The organism is Corynebacterium sp. (assembly GCF_012837295.1).
Classification (GTDB): Bacteria; Actinomycetota; Actinomycetes; order Mycobacteriales; family Mycobacteriaceae; genus Corynebacterium.
Window position 1 is genome coordinate 1 of sequence record NZ_DURI01000155.1, and the last position, 16,832, is coordinate 16,832.

A 16,832-nucleotide genomic window follows, 5' to 3' on the forward strand; every position below is an offset into this window, starting at 1 on the left:
CGGACGGCCTCCGCGAGCTCGTGAAGCAGGGTGTCCGTGGTGCCCCAGTCGATGCAGGCGTCGGTGACGGACTGGCCGTAGGTCAGGCCCTCGCGGCCGTTGACCACCTTCTGGTTGCCGGCCTCGATGAAGGACTCGACCATGATGCCGTCGATGCCGTCGTCGCCCGAGGCGATCTGCTCCGCGATCTCGCGGACGACCTCGGCCTGGCGGACCTCCGACTTGCCGGAGTTCGCGTGGCTGGCGTCGACCATCAGGCTGCGCGGCAGACCGGACTTCTCCAGCCGGGCCTTCGCGTCGGCGACGGACTCCGCGTCGTAGTTCGGGCCCTTCGTGCCGCCGCGCAGGATGATGTGGCAGTTGGCGTTTCCGGCGGTCTCCACGACCGCCGCGCCGCCGTCGTCGTTCATGCCGAAGAAGAAGTGCGGGTTCGCGGCGGAAACCAGCGAATCCACGGCGACCTGGACGTTGCCGTCGGTGCCGTTCTTGAAACCGATGGGCATGGACAGGCCCGACGCCAGCTGGCGGTGCACCTGCGACTCCGTCGTGCGGGCGCCGATCGCGCCCCACGCCACCGCGTCGGCGATGTACTGCGGGCTGTTGGGCTCCAGGAACTCCGCGCCGACCGGCAGGCCGACCTGCAGGACCTCGATGAGCAGCTCGCGGGCCATGCGCAGGCCGTCGAGGATGGCGAAGGAGCCGTCCATGTGCGGGTCGTTGATCAGGCCCTTCCAGCCCACCGTGGTGCGAGGCTTCTCGAAGTACACGCGCATGACGACGAGCAGGTCGTCCTTCAGCTCGTCGGCGACGGCCTTCAAGCGGCGGGCGTAATCGACGGCGGCCTCCGGATCGTGCACCGAGCACGGGCCGACGACGACGAGGAGACGGTCATCTTCGTTGGCGATGACGTCGGCGATGGCCCGGCGGGCCACCTCCACGTCATTGGCCAGTTCCTCGCCGAGCGGGACGTCGGAAAGCAACTGCGCGGGGGACGGCAGATCGTGGAACGCGACGACGCGCTTGTTCGAAGTCGAAGCCGGGTTTTCCAGGGAGGTCGGGGGCGTCATGGCCAGGGCCTTTCGGGGATTCGTTGGTTGTCTGCGCCGGTCGCCGCCCTCCGGCAAGGGGCCGGATACGACGAAAGGCAGCTACCCGGGAAACGGGTGCTGCCTTCGGGGCTCCGGCGTGCGCGTGGCGATTTCAGGGATGCAGGACTGACGGGGTCAGCTGCCGGAGCCCCTCATAAAATAAAATCGCCAGTTGCGCACGTCACAAATCCTAATCCTTGGAACGACGTTCCCGCAATTCGGGCTCCCCCGAGAAGCGGTCCTCGACGATGGCCTCGCCATCGACGCCGCCGGAACGCTCATGACCGGCCATCGCGCGGTCGATCGCCTCGACGTCGAACGGGTCCATGCCATGCTCCTCCGCGAACGCGCGGCGGCGGCGCATGCGCTTCATGCGGCGCGACAGGTCGAAGCCGAGGATCAGGATGATCACGAGCAACAGCACGATCATCAGCAGACCGATCGGCGACGCCTTGCCGAAGTCGGCGCCCATCGGGCCGACCGGGTTCTGCGCCAGCAGAGTCACGCCGGCGGCGGCCTCCGCCGCGGCGGCGTTCCAGATTTCCATTGCCTGGGGCATGTCAGCCTTCATTCCTTAATGCTCTGCGGCATCGGCGGCCGCGGATCCATTTCTCGGAGCATCGTCTCGTGGGGCACCATCACTCGGGCCTTCGTCCGGTTCGATGCCCGCGAACAGGTCATCTTCCGGCAGGGAGGTGCGCACCCGGGTGCGCGCCAACTCGAATTCCTCCGTCGGCCACACTCTACGCTGCACGTCGGAGGGCACCGCGAAGAACGGCCCGTTGGGATCGATCTGGGTGGCGTGCGCGCGCAGCGCGTCGTCGCGGGCGTCGAAGAAATCGGCGCACGGGATCTGCGTGGTCACGCGCTCCATGATGTCGCCGCGGGTGGAGACCCAGCGTTTCAGCGGCTCGCCCAGGGGGCTGGGCAGGTCGCGCTCGACGTAGTACGAGTCGAGCGCCAGCAGGCGCCGGCGGACGAAACCGTGGGTGTAGTACATCTTCTTGATCTCCCACGGCTCCCCGAGCTCCGGGTAGACGTCTGCGGCCGCCTCGGTCCAGGCGCGCACGGAAATGATGTGCGTCATGATGTGGTCCGGGTGCGGGTAGCCGCCGTTTTCGTCGTAGGTGATCAGCACGTGCGGGCGGAACGCGCGGATCTCGCGGATCAGCGGCTTGACCGCGTCCTCCACGTTCTCCCGGGCGAAGCAGCCGTCCGGGAGCACCGGCGTCGGCGACCCCGAGGGCAGCCCCGAGTCGACGAAGCCCAGCCAGCGGTGCTGCACCCCCAGAATCCGCGCGGCCTCCGCCATTTCCGCGACGCGGACTTCCGCGATGTTCTCGAGGACTTCCGGTCGTTCCATCGCCGGGTTGAGGATGCTCCCCCGTTCGCCACCGGTGAGGGTGACGACCATGACCTCGTGGCCCTCCGACGCGTACCGCGCCATCGTCGCCGCACCCTTGCTCGACTCGTCGTCGGGGTGGGCGTGGACCGCCATCAAACGCAGACTCATGCGCCTTCCTTCCGACCGGGGATCTGCTCCGGTTTCCCCCATTCTACGGGGCCCGTTTCGCGCCCCCGACGCGGGTGGCGGGGCCCGGTCCGATACAGTTGGGGGCATGTCGGACACGAAGGCACCCAACGCCGACCGCGGTCGCGGTCGCGACGATCGAGCGACCGGCGCGGCGCGCAGCGCACGGTACGGCGACACGAACCGGCGGCTGCCGGGCAAGCTCATCGTCGTGGGCATCGTAGGGGTGCTCATCGTGGCGGCGGCCTACATCTTCGTGCAGATGAACCGGGTGTCCGCCCCGGACGTCTCCGCCAGCCAGGCCGGCTGGGCGCGCGAGGAGGGCCGCGAGGACGACGTCTTCATCTTCACCCTGGACGTCACCCGCGAGGATCCCTCGCTCGACGCGTACTGCGTCATCTACGCCCTCAACTACGACGTCGCCGAGGTCGGCCGCCGCGACGTCTTCATCCCGGCGGGCGGCCCGTCGACGGTGCGCATGGACGTGCCCATCCAGACTCGCGAGCAGGCCGTGGCCGGTGACGTCTACGGCTGCTCCACCGAGATCCCGTCGTTCCTGGACACGAAGGCGTCGTAAAGCAAACGCGGCGCAGGGCCGGGCAACACCCGGCCCCCCTCGGGTGAACGGCGCTCCCCTTCATTTCGGGGCGCGCCCGGCAATACGGCGGGCCGGTTAACGCAGCGTGACCCCACGGTGGTATCCTGACCCCGTTCACGGCCCCGGCTGGGGCCGATTTTTCATATTCCGGGCTGGCCACGCCAGCTTTTTCCGCCGATCGACGACCCGTCGGACGGCGATGCAGACCAAGGAGGCACCATGACCGACTCCAACAACCCGTGGCTCACGCAGGAGTCCTACGACAAGCTCAAGTCCGAGCTCGACGCCCTGTACGAGAACCGCCCGATCATCGCCGCCGAGATCAACGAGCGACGCGAAGAGGGCGACCTGAAGGAGAACGCCGGTTACGACGCCGCCCGCGAGCAGCAGGGCCAGGAGGAGGCGCGCATCCGCTACCTCGAGGACCTGCTGCAGCGCGCCACCGTCGGCGAGACCCCGCAGGAGTCGGGCGTCGCGTTGGTCGGCACCGTCGTGCACGTCTACTACGACGGCGACGAGGACGACAAGGAGACCTTCCTCATCGGCACCCGCGGCGCGGATTCCTCCAACCCGAACCTGGAGACCTACTCCACGGATTCGCCGCTGGGCCGCGCGCTCGTCGGCGCCAAGGAGGGCGAGACCCGCACGTACAAGTCCCCCACGGGCGACGACGTCGAGGTCACGCTGATCAAGGCGGAGCCGTACGACCCGGAGTTCCAGGACTAGTTTCCGGCGCCATCCCCGGGATGGCGGAACGCTGGCGCCGGCCGGCATGGAGAAGAGCGGCGGAGGAAGATTCCTCCGCCGCTTTCGCATTGCCCCGATTCGCTTTTCGACGGCCGGCCTCCCCGTCGAGGGGCCGCCCGACGTGGCCGCCGGGGATCAGTGGGCGTTGACGACGCTCATGATGAGCGCGCTGAACCTGCCCGCCTTCACCAGCTGCAACGGGGTGAACTGGCGAAGGAACAGCGTGCGTTTGGTCGGCTTGGGCGCCTGGCCGATGCGCTTGCGCACCTCGATCGACGCCGCGTCCGTGGGTTCGAAGGTCTCGTGATCGTTCATCGTGCTTGCATCCTTTCCGTTTACTCGGGGATGAGGAACCAGAATGGGCGGTGGCGGGCCTTCCACAGGAACATGTAATGGAGCATCAGCTTCACCCAGTGCCCGCCGAGCCCGATCTCGCCGGTGGTCTTCTTGGAGCGGCCGGTTTCCGGGTACGTCTCGAAGTCCGGGACGACGGGATGCATGAGCATCGATGCGGCGGAACCCGCCCGCATTCCGACGCCCGTGGAGGCGACGCAGGCGGCGCCCATCCGGGCCAGCGACGCCTTCCGCTCCTCGGCCGTTTCCGGGCTGAGGATCCGATCCGCGATGGTCAGCGCCGCTTCACGGCCCATCACGCCCGATGGCATTCCCGTGCGCGGCGGGGACGGCGCGATCTTGGTGCCGTTGGGCGTGATCCGAGGCTGCGAAATCGCGTGCGGCGGGGCGAACGCGATGCCCACGGCCCAGATGTTGTCGAACGCGGGGCTTCGATAGGTCTCCGGCCAATCGTCCGCTCGCCACTGGCCGGGATCTTCGACGCCGTAGCGTGCGTCGACCTTCATCATTCCGTTCGGGGCGAACAGCTCATCGAACATGTCGCGCCCATCCGCGCCGGTCGCCTTCAGCGGAACGCCGGTGAACGGCGGCAGGAGCATCGCGAAGTCGAAGGCGAGCTCGTGCATCGAACCATCGAGGCTTTCGTACTTCACCAGTCCCGGCTGCACCTCCTTGACGCCGGCGCCGACGATGGCGTGGACGCCGCGCTCGCGGAAGAGCGACTCGGTCCACAGTCGGGATTCGGTGAGGTACCCGTTGTCGGTGAAGCGCATTCCGCCGACGCCGAAGTCGCCGAGCTCCGCCTCGTTGGTCAGGTAGACGAGATCCGCCTGCTCGCGCACGCCCGCGCGGCGCAGCTCATGATCGACGTTGAACACGTACTCGAAGGCGGCTCCCTCGCACGTGCACGTGCCATGGCCCATTCCGACGACGAGGGTCGCCCGTCGCCCGGTGGTCTTCATCTCGTCGATGAGCGCCGTCAGTTCCGCGGCGCAATGCACGGCGTGATCCTTGGTGCACACCGACAGGGAGTTTCCCCCGCCGTCCGGGCCGAGTCCCGGGGTCGCGTCAAAGGTCAGGCGCGGACCGGTGGCGTTGATCAGGTAGTCGTACTCGATTTTCCCGAGTTCGCCTTCATGGCCGGCATCGACGCGCTCGTAGGTGACGAACGGGCCCCTCGAGCCGTCCCCTTCGGGGTGGATGCCCGTCGCCTTGGCCTGGTGGAACTTCGCGCCCATCTTCTCATAGACGGGAGGCAGGTCGAACACGACCTTCTTTCCCTCCATTGAACCGGTGCCCACCCAGATGTTGGAGGGAATCCAGTTCCACTGCTTGTTCGGGGAGATCACGACCACCTCATGGTCGGTCCCCTTCAATGCGCGGGTCAGATGCTGCGCGGCAGTGTGCCCGCTCACCCCTGCCCCGAGAATGACCGTCCTGGCCATCGTCCCGCTCCTTTCACCGAAGCACTGCCGATACCCCATTGGGTATTTGGTATGACCCACGTTACGCCCGAGCTTCGGTGCTGGCAATGGTCCAATTTTCCGAGGGCGCCCTTCCGGGGGTCGACGACGGTTCCCGGTCCCCCCGTTCGGCGAGATGGCATGCGAAAGGGCCCCGGTGAAAACCGGGGCCCTTCTTTCATGTCGCCCGTGGGCGGCAGATCACCGCCGCGTGGCTAGTCCCTGAAGTAGGACAGCAGGCGAAGGATCTCGATGTACAGCCAGACCAGGGTGACCGCCAGGCCGAGGGCGACGCCCCAGGCGTAGTTGGCGGGCGCGCCGGCGCGGACCAGCTTGTCGGCCTGATCGAAGTCGAGCAGGAAGCTGAACGCCGCCAGACCGATGCACACCAGCGAGAAGATGATGGCGATCGGGCCGCCGTCGCGCAGCGGGGAGCCGATGCCGAACACGGCCAGCAGCAGGTTGCCCAGGGCCAGGACCAGCACGCCGATGAGCGCGGCGGTCATGAACCGGGTGAACTTCGGGGTGACGCGGATGGCGCCCGACTTGTAGACCCACAGCATGCCCGCGAAGACGCCGATGGTCGCGATGACCGCCTGCGAAATCAGGCCGAAACCGTTGGCGCCGGCGACCTCGAAGCCGGCGAACATGAAGCTGACGCCACCGACGAACAGGCCCTCCAGCGCGGCGTAGCCCAGGGTGATCGGGGCGGAGCCGTACTTCTTGCCGAACGTGGAGATGAGCACCATCACCAGGCCGCCGATCGCGCCGACGATGGTGAGGATCATGGCCAGGCCCAAGCTGACGAACGAGGCGATGGCGAAGTTGACCGCCGCGAACGCGACGATGACCGCCAGGGTGATGCCGGTCTTTGACACGACGTCGTCGACCGTCATCGGGCGAACATTCTGCGCCTGCTGCGGAGCGCCGTACTGGCCCTGCCCGTACGGATCCTGACCGTACTGGTCCTGGCCGTAACCGCCCGGGCCGTACTGCTGCTGCCCGTAGTGGTGGGCGCCGGCCTGGCCGCGGGCGACGGTCTTGGTGAGCGAGCTGAATGCGGGGTTACTGCTTTCGCGCACGTCGTCCTTCCTTCCGGCCTTCTTAACGGCCGAGTATGAGTTGCCTTACGAGACGTATAACGGTCGAACCCCCGGGATTGTTCCCGATCCCGCACGTTTTCGCAGCCGGAGATTCCCCTCCGGATCGGCTCCGCCGAGGGGTACGATCAAGGTGCCGAAAGAACCGGCGCCCCCGCGAACGCGGCGACTGACGAAACGGCGCCGACGACGACGAAAACAGTCGATCACAACTGAACGAAGAGGAGGACGACATGGCCGGCGATTACGATGCCGACACCACTGGCGACTTCGACGAGAACACCCTCGACGGATCCGAGGGCCTCGATGCGGACCACATGACCGGCGACGGCGAGAACTACGTGATGGATCCGCCGGACCGGTGGCGCGGGGCCGAGCCCCATGACACCCTCGATCGGCGGCTCGCCGAGGAGAAGCCCGACATCGATCCCGACGACGATCCGGACGTGGATCCGGAGATGCGCTACGGCGACGTCGATGGCCAGGAGCCCTTCGAATTCGGGGAGCACGGCAACCGCGACCCCGATCGCAGCCGCCGACTGGGCTACACCGACAACTGAGGCTCGCCCGGTCGCGAAGGCGCGGGCCGTCTCTGCGGCCCGTCCCTTTCCGAAGGAGCGTGCGGTCACGGGGGCGCCGGCCGTCGTCAAGCGAAACGGCCCGTGAGCCGCCACCGCCGCGTACGATCGCGGCCATGAACGCGACCACCACCGCCACCGACCGCGCCACCGGCGCGCAGGACATCCGCAATCCCCTGACGCCCGAGCTCGTCGAACGACTGCTGAAGCGGGCGTCCGTCGCGGGGTCGGACACCCGCACCATCTCCTCCCCCTTCACCGGCGAGGCGCTGGCCGACATTCCCGTGGGCGACGCCGCCGACGTCGAGCGCGCCTTCGAACGCGCACGCTTCGCGCAGGCCGCATGGGCCCGCATCCCCGTCAACTCCCGCCGCGAGGTCCTGCACCGCTTCCATGACCTGGTGCTCACCCACCAGGACCAGCTTATGGACGTCGTGCAGGCCGAAACGGGCAAGAACCGCGCCTCCGCCTACGAGGAGGTGCTGCACGTCGCCATCACCGCCCGCTACTTCGGCAACCAGGCCGACGCACTGCTGAAGCCGACCAAGGCGCACGGCGCACTGCCCGTGCTGTCCAACACGACCGTCCACCACCATCCCAAGGGCGTCGTCGGCGTGATCAGCCCGTGGAACTACCCGCTGACGCTGGCGATTTCCGACGCCGTCGCCGCGATCATGGCGGGCAACGGCATCGTGCTCAAGCCGGACTCCACCACCCCGTTCTCCGCTCTGATGGCCGTCGACCTGCTGTACCGCGCCGGCCTGCCGGAAGACGTCATGCAGGTCGTGCCCGGCCCCGGCTCCGTCGTCGGCCAGGCGATCGTGGCCAACGCCGACTACCTGATGTTCACCGGGTCCTCCGAAACCGGCAAGTCCCTGGCCAAGCAGTGCGGCGAGCGGCTGATCGGCTTCTCCGCCGAACTCGGCGGCAAGAACCCGCTGATCGTCGCCGAGGACGCCAACGTCAAGGCCGCCGTCGAGGGCGCCCGAATCGCGTGTTTCACCAACTCCGGCCACCTGTGCGTGTCCATCGAGCGAATCTACGTCGCCGACGCCGTGTGGGACGAGTTCGTCCCCGCCTTCGCCGACCGGACCAAGGCCATGAGCCTCGGCGCCGGGTACGGCTGGGAGGTGGAGATGGGGTCGCTGCAGTCGCAGGGCCAGTTCGACATCGTGCAGAAGATGGTCCACGACGCCGTCGAAGCCGGGGCCACCGTGCTCGCCGGCGGTCGTGCCCGCCCCGACCTGGGACCGCTGTTCTATGAGCCGACCGTCCTGGCCGACGTCCCCGAGGGCGTCGAGCTGCTCACCGAGGAGGTCTTCGGCCCGGTCGTCGTCGTTCATCGCGTCTCCGACGCGGAAGAGGGCATCCGCCGCGCCAATGATTCCCGCTACGGCCTCAACGCCTCGCTGTGGTGCTCGCCGTCGCGCGCCAAGGAGCTGGCGCCGAAGATTCAGGCGGGGTCAGTCAACGTCAACGACGGTTTCGCCGCGACCTTCGCCTCCCTCGACGCCCCGATGGGCGGCTTCAAGGAATCCGGCGTCGGCTACCGCCAGTCCGGCGGCGGCCTGCTCAAGTACACGGATCCGCAGACCGTGACAGTCCAGCGGGTGACCCCGATTTCGATGCCGGCACTCGAGCGCGAGACCTACGCGAAGGTCTTCACCACCGCGCTGAAGCTGGGCAAGAAGTTCGGCGTGCTGCCGTAAGGCGGAATTCTCCCCGCTCAACGGGCCAGCCCCTTTGGGTTGGCCCGTTTTTCATGCCAAACAACCCATAGGGAGATTCACCGCCACAATTCCGCAATCGCGCACAATCGCGATTCCCCAACGATTCCAGCAGGTGGCCATATTCACTTTTCTGAAAATTCCGCAAACCGCCAAATAGACTTCACGACAAACGGCTAACGCCGATAACTCCAAACCAAGGAGCGGGAATGCGTATTCGAACCACGATGGCAGTGGCGGCCACCACGCTGCTCGTCGCATTGGGCACCCCATTTGCGGTCGCCCAAGATTCCGACGACGTCTCCGACACCACGACGATCACGGAGACCGACACCGTCATCGAGGAGGTCGCCGAAGAGGCGGAGGATCCGGTCGCGGAGCAGCGCGACGACGAGTCCGCCGCCAGGACGCCGGAACCTGCGGCTCCGGAAGCCCCCGAACGATCGGCGGGAGCACGAGCCGCGAATGCCGACGATGAGCCGACGGCGGAATTGCAGGCGGAGGAAGTCACCCCGGAAATCGTCGTCGTCGAGAACCCGTACTTCCGTGTCCTCGATTCGAACACGTGCCAGAGCATCGGCGGTTCGGAGTACGACATCGCGATGCAGCAACGTTCCGATGACGGGACCTGGACCGGGGATCCGAACGGCCCATTCGCAATTGACGCGAGCTCCAACACATTGCGCCAGCAACTCCCCTACTACCCGAACTGAGATGAGGCGAATCAGCGCGCCACCGGCCGCCTGGTCCTGTCTCCCACAAAGGTGCCTTCCCGCTGCGGTGCACTGCCGGATACCGTCATCATCCAGCCGAATGGCCCCGACTCATGGGAAATCGTCGATGGCGACGGATACGTCATGCGCAATGGGATGATGCTCGAGCTGCCCGTCGAATGCTCCGGCCCCATCGAGGGCCCCGTGGGGACCGAAGAAGACAAGCTGACCTACGAAGGCTACCGCTCGCCCCGCTTCGTCGTCGTCGATGATCAGACCGGCGAGGTCATCGCCGGCGCGTTCTGGAGCGGCACCTCCTGCACGACGCAAAACGGCGAGCCGGATTGGACCTGCACCCGCCTCGGCGACTACATGCACGTGACTTTCCCCCTCGACGCTTCCGAGGGATTCATCGTCAGGGACATCGACCTGCAGGAGAACGGTGGGGTGGCGCAAGAAGGAAGCCACGAAATCGTGCTCAAGAACGATCTCGCGGCGCCCGGCTGCACCCTCGTGGACGAGGAAGTCACCTACCGGAAGACCGGCGAAAAGGTCGAGGCGTGGGACGCCGACAACGGCGGCCCCTTGGCCAAGTTCACCTACCGCGAGACGCAGGCGCCCGGCGACTTCGACTTGACCGATGCCCGGTTCACCTGGACGGGCACGGAGGATGGCTGGGACGTCGTGGCCACCGACGCCGAGGGCAACCCCGACCCGGAAGCCCAGGAACTCGTGTACCCGCTGGGCAATGGCACCGAGAACGTGTGGGCGATCGCGAACAAGCGCGAGTCGGATACTCCGCCGGCATCGACGGACCCGAGCAGTCCCCCGTCGTCCACCGACCCGTCCGAGTCGACGAAGCCCTCCGAGTCGACCAAGCCGTCGGAATCCACCGACCCGAGCAAGCCGTCCGAGTCCACCAAGCCCGGTGGCGGTCCCAAACCGTCATCCTCGACGAAGCCGTCCGGCAGCACCAAACCTTCGGGCAGCACCAAACCTTCGGGCAGCACCAAACCTTCGGGCAGCGCAAAGCCGTCGACGTCGACCAAGCCCGGCGCCCAGCCCGCCACTCCGAAGCCCCCGACCTCGGGCGGCTCCGGCGGGGGCTCGCTGGCCAAGACCGGCGTGTCCGTGGTCGGCCTGATCGCCGTGGCCGGAGCCGCCATCGCCGGCGGCGCCTACCTGGTTCGCCGCAACCGCACCAAGTAGCCCCGCGCACTGACGGCGAAACCCCGGGCCGGTGATCATCCACCGGCCCGGGGTTTTCCCATCGGTGCCCCCGGCGAGACTCGAACTCGCAACTCGCGGATTTTAAGTCCGCTGCCTCTGCCAATTGGGCCACGGGGGCTTGACGACGTCCCACGCGCCGCGCGGCGACGTCGCAAAGCAAGAAGAAGCCGGGCCCCGGCTCGCCGTGACGGCGGCGGGGACCCCACGTGCGGCGCTACTGCTCCGCGCGGGCCAGCTTCTCGTCGACCAGTCCGGCGACGATGCCGTCCAGGATATCCTTCTCGCTGACGTGGAACTCCAGGGGCGCCGCATTGCGCGAGCCCCGGTCCTTGCCCTTTTCGCGGGACTTGGCGTCGGCCGCGGCGGCCTCGAACATGTCCATAAGGCCGTCGATGACCAGCACGCCGCCCGCGAAGACGTCGGCGCGGCCCGGGTGCATGACGGGGTTCTCGGCGAGCGTGCGGCGATCGGTGGCCAGCACCGACTGGTTCAGCGACCGCAGCGCGGTGAATCGCAGCGTGGACAGGTGGATTGCCGAGGGATCGTAGGTCTCCAGGCCCTGCGCCAGCGCCGACAGCGTGGTGTACGTGCCCGCGCAACCGACGATGGTGCGGGCGCCCGCGACGGGCACGGCCTCGCGCACGCGTTCGCACTGCTCGGCCACGTACCGGCGGGCGGCCTCGACCTGGGCGGGCCTCGGCGGGGAATCCACCAGGAAGCGCTCCGTCAGGCGGACGCTGCCCATCGGCACGGACAACGCGCCATGGACGGTGCCGTCGTAATCGCCGACGATAACCTCCGTCGACCCGCCGCCGACGTCGATGACGCAGAACGGGCCCTCCTCCGGGTGCAGGTCGTCGACCGCCCCGCGGAAGGACAGTGCGGCCTCCTCGTCGCCGGAGATGACCTGCGCCTCCGCGCCCCAGTCCGCGAGGAGCTCGCGGGTCATGGCGAAGAATTCGTCGCGGTTGGACGCGTCGCGCGACGCCGACGTCGCCACCATGCGCACCGCCTCGACGCCCTCGGCGCGCATCAGCGCCGCGTACCGGGTCAGGGCCTCGCGCACGCGCTGCAGCGCCGCGTCGGCGAGACGGCCGGTCGCGTCGACGCCCTCGCCCAGCCGGACGATCTCCATCACGCGGTGCAGCTCGGTCAGCTCCAGCACGCGGTCGTCGCCGCGGCGGACGTCGGTGATGAGCATGCGGATCGAGTTCGTGCCGCAGTCCACGGCCCCGAAGCGGGTCATCCGTCGCCCCTCTCGATGCCGAGCTCGGCGCACGTGGGCCAATCCTCCGGGATCGCCGTGCCGCGCAGGCCGGTGCCCTCGGCCGCCAGCGCCACCGACTCGGTGCCCAGGCGGAAGTGATCCGGGCCCTCCGCCAGCGCGTAGGCGATGAGCACGTGCAGGCATTTCACCCGGTCAGGCATGCCGCCGCCGGAGAAATCGGTGCCCAAGTCCTCGATGGCGTTGCGCTCGCGCAGGTAATGCTCGTGGGCGGCGCGGTAATCCGCGGCCAGCTCCTCGTCCTCCTGCAGACGCCGAGACATGTCCCGCATGACGCCCGCGACCTCGAGCCGCGACGCCTCGGCGGTCAGCCGCGGGTCCGTCAAGTAGTGCAGCGTCGGGAACGGGGTGCCGTCGTCGAGCCGCGGGGCGGTCTTCACCACGCCGGGCGCGCCGTCCGGGCACCGGTAGGAGATCTCCAGCACGCCTCGCGGGGTGCGGCCGAGCTGCGCGGCCACCGCCTCCAGATCTGCGGGGTCAACGTTCATGGCGGATCCTCCTGTCCCCGCCCGCGCTCGGCGGGGGCGATTCACGGGCATTTCAAATAAGAACTTGCTTTACGACGACTACGGCCGCGCCCCGAAAGGAGCCGGCCGAATGGTCACCTTACCGGTTCAGAGGCGGTTAGCCGGCTTCGGGAGCCGGTTCGGGCGCCTGCTCCGGGACCGTCGGCAACCTGTCGGGGCGAGTCGCCTCGTCACGGGCAGGGTTGGCGGGCTTCTCCTCCTCCGGCGGCAGCGACACCGAATCCCACAGCTGCTCATACCAGGACTTCGTCGGCAGGGGCTCCTCCCCCACCGGATCGTCCCCGGTCACGGGGCCCAGCGCCGGGTCGATGATGCGGAACGGGGTCTCCCCCTCCTCCACCAGGCCCAGACGGATGCGCGCCTGTTCCTTGATGTACCCCGGGTCGGAGAACCGGTCCTTCTCCGCCTGCAGCTCGCGGGTGCGTTCCTCCATCCGCGCGATGTTCTCCCTGGTCTCCGCCAGTTCGGCGCGCTGTTCGGCGAAGGTCCGCAGCGGCATGGCCAACGTCAGCACCAAGAACACCAGCAGCCCGGCCATGATCAGCGTCTGGCCAGTCGTCAACGACCCCAGCCCGCCGGCGCCCCGCCGATCCGACGCGGTCGCGGCGGTGCCCCCTCGCACTCGACGGCCACGCGCTGTTTTTCCCATGCCCGGAATCATACCCGGCGGGGCACGGCGAAAGGGGCCGGGCCGTCGAACGACCCGGCCCCTTTTCGGCCGAATTGCACCTATCCGCCCCGTCCGTCTTGCAGCGGGGCGGAAGTCCCGGGCTCGCGCCCGGTGCGCCCTACTTCTTGAAGCGCGGGAACGCGGAGCGGCCGGCGTAGACCGCGGCGTCGCCCAGCTGCTGCTCGATGCGCAGCAGGCGGTTGTACTTGGCCACGCGCTCGGAACGGGCCGGGGCACCGGTCTTGATCTGGCCGCAGTTCAGGGCGACGGCCAGGTCGGCGATGGTGGTGTCCTCGGTCTCGCCGGAACGGTGCGACATCATCGACTTGTAGCCGTTGTTGTGCGCGACGGCGACGGCCTCGAAGGTCTCCGACAGGGTGCCGATCTGGTTGACCTTGACCAGCAGGGCGTTGGCGGCGTTCTTCTCGATGCCCTCCGCCAGGCGGGCCGGGTTGGTGACGAAGAAGTCGTCGCCGACCAGCTGTACCTTGTCGCCGATCTGCTTGGTCAGCTCGACCCAGCCGTCCCAGTCGTTCTCGTCCAGCGGGTCCTCGATGGACACGATGGCGTACTCGTCGACGAGGTCGCCGTAGACCTTGGCCATCTCCTCGGCGGAGTGCTTGCCGCCCTCGAAGTTGTACACGCCGTCCTCGTAGAACTCCGACGACGCGACGTCGAGCGCCAGCGCGACGTCCTCGCCCAGCTTGTAGCCGGCGGCCTCGATGGCCTCGTTGATCAGGTCCAGCGCGGCACGGGTGGAGTCGACGGACGGGGCGAAGCCGCCCTCGTCGCCCAGGCCGGTGGACAGGCCCTTGTCCTTGATGACCTTCTTCAGCGAGTGGTAGACCTCCGCGCCGACGCGCAGGGCCTCGGAGAAGGACTCGGCGCCGATCGGGGCGATCATGAACTCCTGGACGTCGACGCCGGAGTCGGCGTGGGCGCCACCGTTGAGGATGTTCATCATCGGCACCGGCAGGACGTGGCCGTTCGGGCCGCCAACGTACTGGTACAGCTCCAGGCCGGCGGACTGCGCGGCGGCGTCGGCGACGGCCATGGAGACGCCGAGGATGGCGTTGGCGCCCAGGTTCTTCTTGTTCGGGGTGCCGTCCAGGTCGATCATCAGCTTGTCGATCTTGCGCTGGTCGTCGGCGAACTCGCCGACCAGCTCGTCCTGAATCGCCTCGAGGACGTTGTCGACGGCCTTCTGGCAGCCCTTGCCCAGGTAACGGTCGCCGCCGTCGCGCAGCTCGTAGGCCTCGTGCTCGCCGGTGGAGGCGCCGGAGGGCACCATGGCGCGGCCGATGGAGCCGTCTTCCAGGGCGACCTCGACCTCGACGGTCGGGTTTCCGCGGGAGTCAAGGATTTCGAGCGCGTTCAGTCCGATGATGGGGGCAGCCATAAGTCACCTTTCCGCCGGAACCCTTCCGGCCGTATGACTTCGATTGTGGCACGTTTGGGCGGATCGCGCCGCCACGGGAACCCCGGGCCGAAACCCCGAACGGGGGCCGCTTTACGACGACGGGCCCGCCGCACCCGAAACCGGGGTCACGCCGACTGGTTCAGCGCGTAATTCGCCGCCGCATCGCGGACGTCGCGCAGATATTGCTCCGACTGGTTGTACGACCGGACCGCCGCGGCCCACCCTTCCGGGGTGGCCAGATCGCGGTCGCCGGAGCAGAGCAGGCGCGCGGCCGACGCCGCGGCGTCGTCGATGTTGTGCGGATCGGCCACGCCGTCGCCGGAGGCGTCGATGCCGTGGCGCTTCCACGTCTCCGGGATGAACTGCATCGGGCCCACCGCGCGGTCGAATTCGGCGTCTCCGTCGAGGGCGCCGCCGTCGGTGTCCTTGATTTCCGCGAACCCCGGGGAGCCGTCGAGCGGCACGCCGACGATCGGCGGGCGGACGACGCCGTCGGCCTGGATCTCGGCGGGCTTCATCCAATTGCCCGTGTAGGTGCCGTGGCGCGTTTCCACCTGGCCGAGGCCGGCCAGCGTGTTCCACGTCAGGTGGCACCCCGGCCACGATTCGGCGGCGATGACCTCGGCATTGCCGTAGGCCCGCACGGCCGCCGACGGGATGCGGGTCGCCTCGGCGATGGGCTGCGCCCACTGCGCCAGCTGATCGGCCGTGCGGCCGGGGGCGTGGACGTCGATGCGCGGCGCCGCCTCGGCCGTCGCCGGCGGGACGTTGTCCGGGATCGGCTGCTTGGTGAACGGCGCCTGCACCGGGCCCATGAACATGGTCATCGCCCCGATCATCGCGATGATGGCCAGGACTGCGATCGTCGTGAAGCCCAGGCACCCGCACCCCGAGGATCTGCGGCCATTCCGGCCCTTGCCGCCCCTCCCGCGGGCATCGCCGGACCACGACGGCACGTCGCGGCGACCGCCGCGTCGGCCGCCGCCACGGGGATCAGCGAAGTCGGACACGGGAGCCCATCCTACGGATCACGCCGCGCAACGTGGAAAGCCCAGATGATTACGGCGTTTCGGACGAATCGGACCACTCGTCGGCGGGTCCGCCGTCGGCCGGGGCATCCCAGTCGTCGGCGGGTTCATCGGCGGAATCGTCGGCCGCCGGGGCGTCCAGGCCGTCCAGGTGCGCGAGGAACTCGCGGGCGACGTATCGCGTACGCGCCTCCGACCCGGACTCCAGCTCCAGGCCCGGCGTCGGGCACATGAGCTCGACGGGGATGTCGGAATCGGACATGCCCAACGAGCGGGCGCGCCGAATGGCCTCCTCGGCCAGCGACAGCGCCGGCAGGTACTGCGCGGGCTGCGAACGCGGGCCACCGCGGCCGGCGGACCACGCGGCCTCCTGCTCGTCCAGCGGCATCAGCTCGGCGCCCTCGCCCAGATCGCGGGAGCCGTCGAACAGGTACGGCTTGCGCATGCGCATCTTGTCCACGAACGCCGCGGCGACGTCGTCGATGTCGAAGTCGTCGGCGACCTCCGCCTGGAACAGCACCTGCAGCAGCAGATCCGACAATTCGCCGACGATGTCGCCGCCCTCGTTGACGGCGTCGATGAACTCGAACGCCTCCTCGATCAGGTACGGCAGCAGGCTCGCGTGGGTCTGGCCGGCCTCCCACTCGCCGGTGCGGCGGGCGGCGGCCATCACGTCGATGGCCTCGGCCAGGTTCGGGAACCGCGCGGCTTCGGCGGAGGCGGCGCCACCGGACGCGGGTGTGGCCGCGTACGACGGAGATGATTCGGCTGCC

General features: G+C 68.5%; 18 protein-coding genes and 1 tRNA gene. 6 read left to right on the forward strand and 13 right to left on the reverse strand.

Features of this window, described 5'->3' with window-relative positions; genetic code table 11:
- The 3 genes from GX015_RS05305 to mca form a co-directional block, all read right to left on the reverse strand.
- Positions 1-1,067 (reverse strand): 3-deoxy-7-phosphoheptulonate synthase (locus GX015_RS05305; RefSeq protein ID WP_291343356.1); only part of this gene is annotated, 1,067 nt, incomplete at its 3' end.
- A gap of 211 nt (positions 1,068-1,278) precedes the next feature.
- On the reverse strand, positions 1,279-1,647 hold the full coding sequence (locus GX015_RS05310; RefSeq protein ID WP_291343358.1) for a hypothetical protein: 369 nt from the start codon (positions 1,645-1,647) through the stop codon (positions 1,279-1,281).
- A gap of 15 nt (positions 1,648-1,662) precedes the next feature.
- Positions 1,663-2,601 (reverse strand): mycothiol conjugate amidase Mca, encoded by a 939-nt coding sequence (mca, locus tag GX015_RS05315; protein WP_291343360.1) that lies wholly within the window; start codon positions 2,599-2,601, stop codon positions 1,663-1,665.
- Between the two features lie 106 nt (positions 2,602-2,707).
- Here mca and GX015_RS05320 point away from each other — a divergent pair, with 106 nt between their 5' ends.
- Positions 2,708-3,196 (forward strand): DUF4307 domain-containing protein, encoded by a 489-nt coding sequence (locus tag GX015_RS05320; protein ID WP_291343362.1) that lies wholly within the window; start codon positions 2,708-2,710, stop codon positions 3,194-3,196.
- Positions 3,197-3,436: 240 nt separating this feature from the next.
- Positions 3,437-3,943, forward strand: coding sequence for a transcription elongation factor GreA (greA, locus tag GX015_RS05325; protein WP_291343364.1), 507 nt, complete (start codon positions 3,437-3,439; stop codon positions 3,941-3,943).
- 156 nt (positions 3,944-4,099) lie between these two features.
- Here the strand turns inward: greA and GX015_RS05330 are convergent, their stop codons facing one another.
- From GX015_RS05330 to GX015_RS05340, 3 genes are all read right to left on the reverse strand, one after another.
- Positions 4,100-4,279, reverse strand: a complete 180-nt coding sequence (locus GX015_RS05330; RefSeq protein ID WP_291343366.1) for a hypothetical protein — start codon at positions 4,277-4,279, stop codon at positions 4,100-4,102.
- A gap of 20 nt (positions 4,280-4,299) precedes the next feature.
- Positions 4,300-5,733 carry an FAD/NAD(P)-binding oxidoreductase gene (locus GX015_RS05335; protein ID WP_366926237.1) on the reverse strand — a complete coding sequence of 478 codons (1,434 nt, stop codon included), beginning with the start codon at positions 5,731-5,733 and terminating at the stop codon, positions 4,300-4,302.
- Positions 5,734-5,996: 263 nt separating this feature from the next.
- Positions 5,997-6,863: a Bax inhibitor-1/YccA family protein gene (locus GX015_RS05340; protein ID WP_291343370.1), complete on the reverse strand. Its 867-nt coding sequence runs from the start codon at positions 6,861-6,863 to the stop codon at positions 5,997-5,999.
- Between the two features lie 251 nt (positions 6,864-7,114).
- Between GX015_RS05340 and GX015_RS05345 the strand changes: the two genes are divergently transcribed.
- The 4 genes from GX015_RS05345 (at position 7,115) to GX015_RS05360 (ending at position 11,108) form a co-directional block, all read left to right on the forward strand.
- Entirely contained in the window at positions 7,115-7,441 is a 327-nt protein-coding gene (locus tag GX015_RS05345) for a hypothetical protein (RefSeq protein WP_291343374.1), read from the forward strand.
- A gap of 134 nt (positions 7,442-7,575) precedes the next feature.
- Positions 7,576-9,168: a succinic semialdehyde dehydrogenase gene (locus GX015_RS05350; protein WP_291343375.1), complete on the forward strand. Its 1,593-nt coding sequence runs from the start codon at positions 7,576-7,578 to the stop codon at positions 9,166-9,168.
- Between the two features lie 227 nt (positions 9,169-9,395).
- Positions 9,396-9,899, forward strand: a complete 504-nt coding sequence (locus GX015_RS05355) for a hypothetical protein (RefSeq protein ID WP_291343376.1) — start codon at positions 9,396-9,398, stop codon at positions 9,897-9,899.
- Positions 9,900-10,043: 144 nt separating this feature from the next.
- Positions 10,044-11,108 carry an LPXTG cell wall anchor domain-containing protein gene (locus GX015_RS05360; RefSeq protein ID WP_291343377.1) on the forward strand — a complete coding sequence of 355 codons (1,065 nt, stop codon included), beginning with the start codon at positions 10,044-10,046 and terminating at the stop codon, positions 11,106-11,108.
- A 65-nt stretch (positions 11,109-11,173) separates the two neighbouring features.
- On the opposite strand, the gene GX015_RS05365 is transcribed toward GX015_RS05360, so the two are convergent.
- The 7 genes from GX015_RS05365 to GX015_RS05395 all read right to left on the reverse strand — a co-directional run.
- Positions 11,174-11,247: transfer RNA gene (locus tag GX015_RS05365), tRNA-Leu, on the reverse strand.
- A 96-nt stretch (positions 11,248-11,343) separates the two neighbouring features.
- Positions 11,344-12,375: a Ppx/GppA phosphatase family protein gene (locus GX015_RS05370; protein WP_291343379.1), complete on the reverse strand. Its 1,032-nt coding sequence runs from the start codon at positions 12,373-12,375 to the stop codon at positions 11,344-11,346.
- Positions 12,372-12,902: a DUF501 domain-containing protein gene (locus GX015_RS05375; RefSeq protein WP_291343380.1), complete on the reverse strand. Its 531-nt coding sequence runs from the start codon at positions 12,900-12,902 to the stop codon at positions 12,372-12,374. Before GX015_RS05375 ends, GX015_RS05370 begins: the two co-directional genes overlap by 4 nt.
- A gap of 136 nt (positions 12,903-13,038) precedes the next feature.
- A complete protein-coding gene (locus tag GX015_RS05380) occupies positions 13,039-13,590 on the reverse strand; it encodes a septum formation initiator family protein (protein WP_291343382.1) in 552 nt (183 codons plus the stop codon).
- A 139-nt stretch (positions 13,591-13,729) separates the two neighbouring features.
- On the reverse strand, positions 13,730-15,010 hold the full coding sequence (gene eno / locus GX015_RS05385) for a phosphopyruvate hydratase (protein WP_291343383.1): 1,281 nt from the start codon (positions 15,008-15,010) through the stop codon (positions 13,730-13,732).
- Positions 15,011-15,156: 146 nt separating this feature from the next.
- Positions 15,157-15,870: a lytic murein transglycosylase gene (locus GX015_RS05390; RefSeq protein ID WP_291343386.1), complete on the reverse strand. Its 714-nt coding sequence runs from the start codon at positions 15,868-15,870 to the stop codon at positions 15,157-15,159.
- A 220-nt stretch (positions 15,871-16,090) separates the two neighbouring features.
- Positions 16,091-16,832: MazG nucleotide pyrophosphohydrolase domain-containing protein (locus GX015_RS05395; RefSeq protein ID WP_291343385.1), on the reverse strand; the 742-nt coding region annotated here is incomplete at its 5' end.

Excerpts from the sequence above, each read along its gene's own strand:
- eno (WP_291343383.1), bottom strand. The coding sequence starts at position 15,010 with ATGGCTGCCCCCATCATCGGACTGAACGCGCTCGAAATCCTTGACTCC.
- GX015_RS05360 (WP_291343377.1), top strand. The coding sequence starts at position 10,044 with ATGCGCAATGGGATGATGCTCGAGCTGCCCGTCGAATGCTCCGGCCCC.
- greA (WP_291343364.1), top strand. The coding sequence starts at position 3,437 with ATGACCGACTCCAACAACCCGTGGCTCACGCAGGAGTCCTACGACAAG.
- GX015_RS05320 (WP_291343362.1), top strand. The coding sequence starts at position 2,708 with ATGTCGGACACGAAGGCACCCAACGCCGACCGCGGTCGCGGTCGCGAC.
- GX015_RS05380 (WP_291343382.1), bottom strand. The coding sequence starts at position 13,590 with ATGGGAAAAACAGCGCGTGGCCGTCGAGTGCGAGGGGGCACCGCCGCG.
- GX015_RS05330 (WP_291343366.1), bottom strand. The coding sequence starts at position 4,279 with ATGAACGATCACGAGACCTTCGAACCCACGGACGCGGCGTCGATCGAG.
- mca (WP_291343360.1), bottom strand. The coding sequence starts at position 2,601 with ATGAGTCTGCGTTTGATGGCGGTCCACGCCCACCCCGACGACGAGTCG.
- GX015_RS05370 (WP_291343379.1), bottom strand. The coding sequence starts at position 12,375 with ATGACCCGCTTCGGGGCCGTGGACTGCGGCACGAACTCGATCCGCATG.
- GX015_RS05355 (WP_291343376.1), top strand. The coding sequence starts at position 9,396 with ATGCGTATTCGAACCACGATGGCAGTGGCGGCCACCACGCTGCTCGTC.
- GX015_RS05350 (WP_291343375.1), top strand. The coding sequence starts at position 7,576 with ATGAACGCGACCACCACCGCCACCGACCGCGCCACCGGCGCGCAGGAC.
- GX015_RS05375 (WP_291343380.1), bottom strand. The coding sequence starts at position 12,902 with ATGAACGTTGACCCCGCAGATCTGGAGGCGGTGGCCGCGCAGCTCGGC.
- GX015_RS05390 (WP_291343386.1), bottom strand. The coding sequence starts at position 15,870 with ATGATCGGGGCGATGACCATGTTCATGGGCCCGGTGCAGGCGCCGTTC.
- GX015_RS05345 (WP_291343374.1), top strand. The coding sequence starts at position 7,115 with ATGGCCGGCGATTACGATGCCGACACCACTGGCGACTTCGACGAGAAC.
- GX015_RS05310 (WP_291343358.1), bottom strand. The coding sequence starts at position 1,647 with ATGCCCCAGGCAATGGAAATCTGGAACGCCGCCGCGGCGGAGGCCGCC.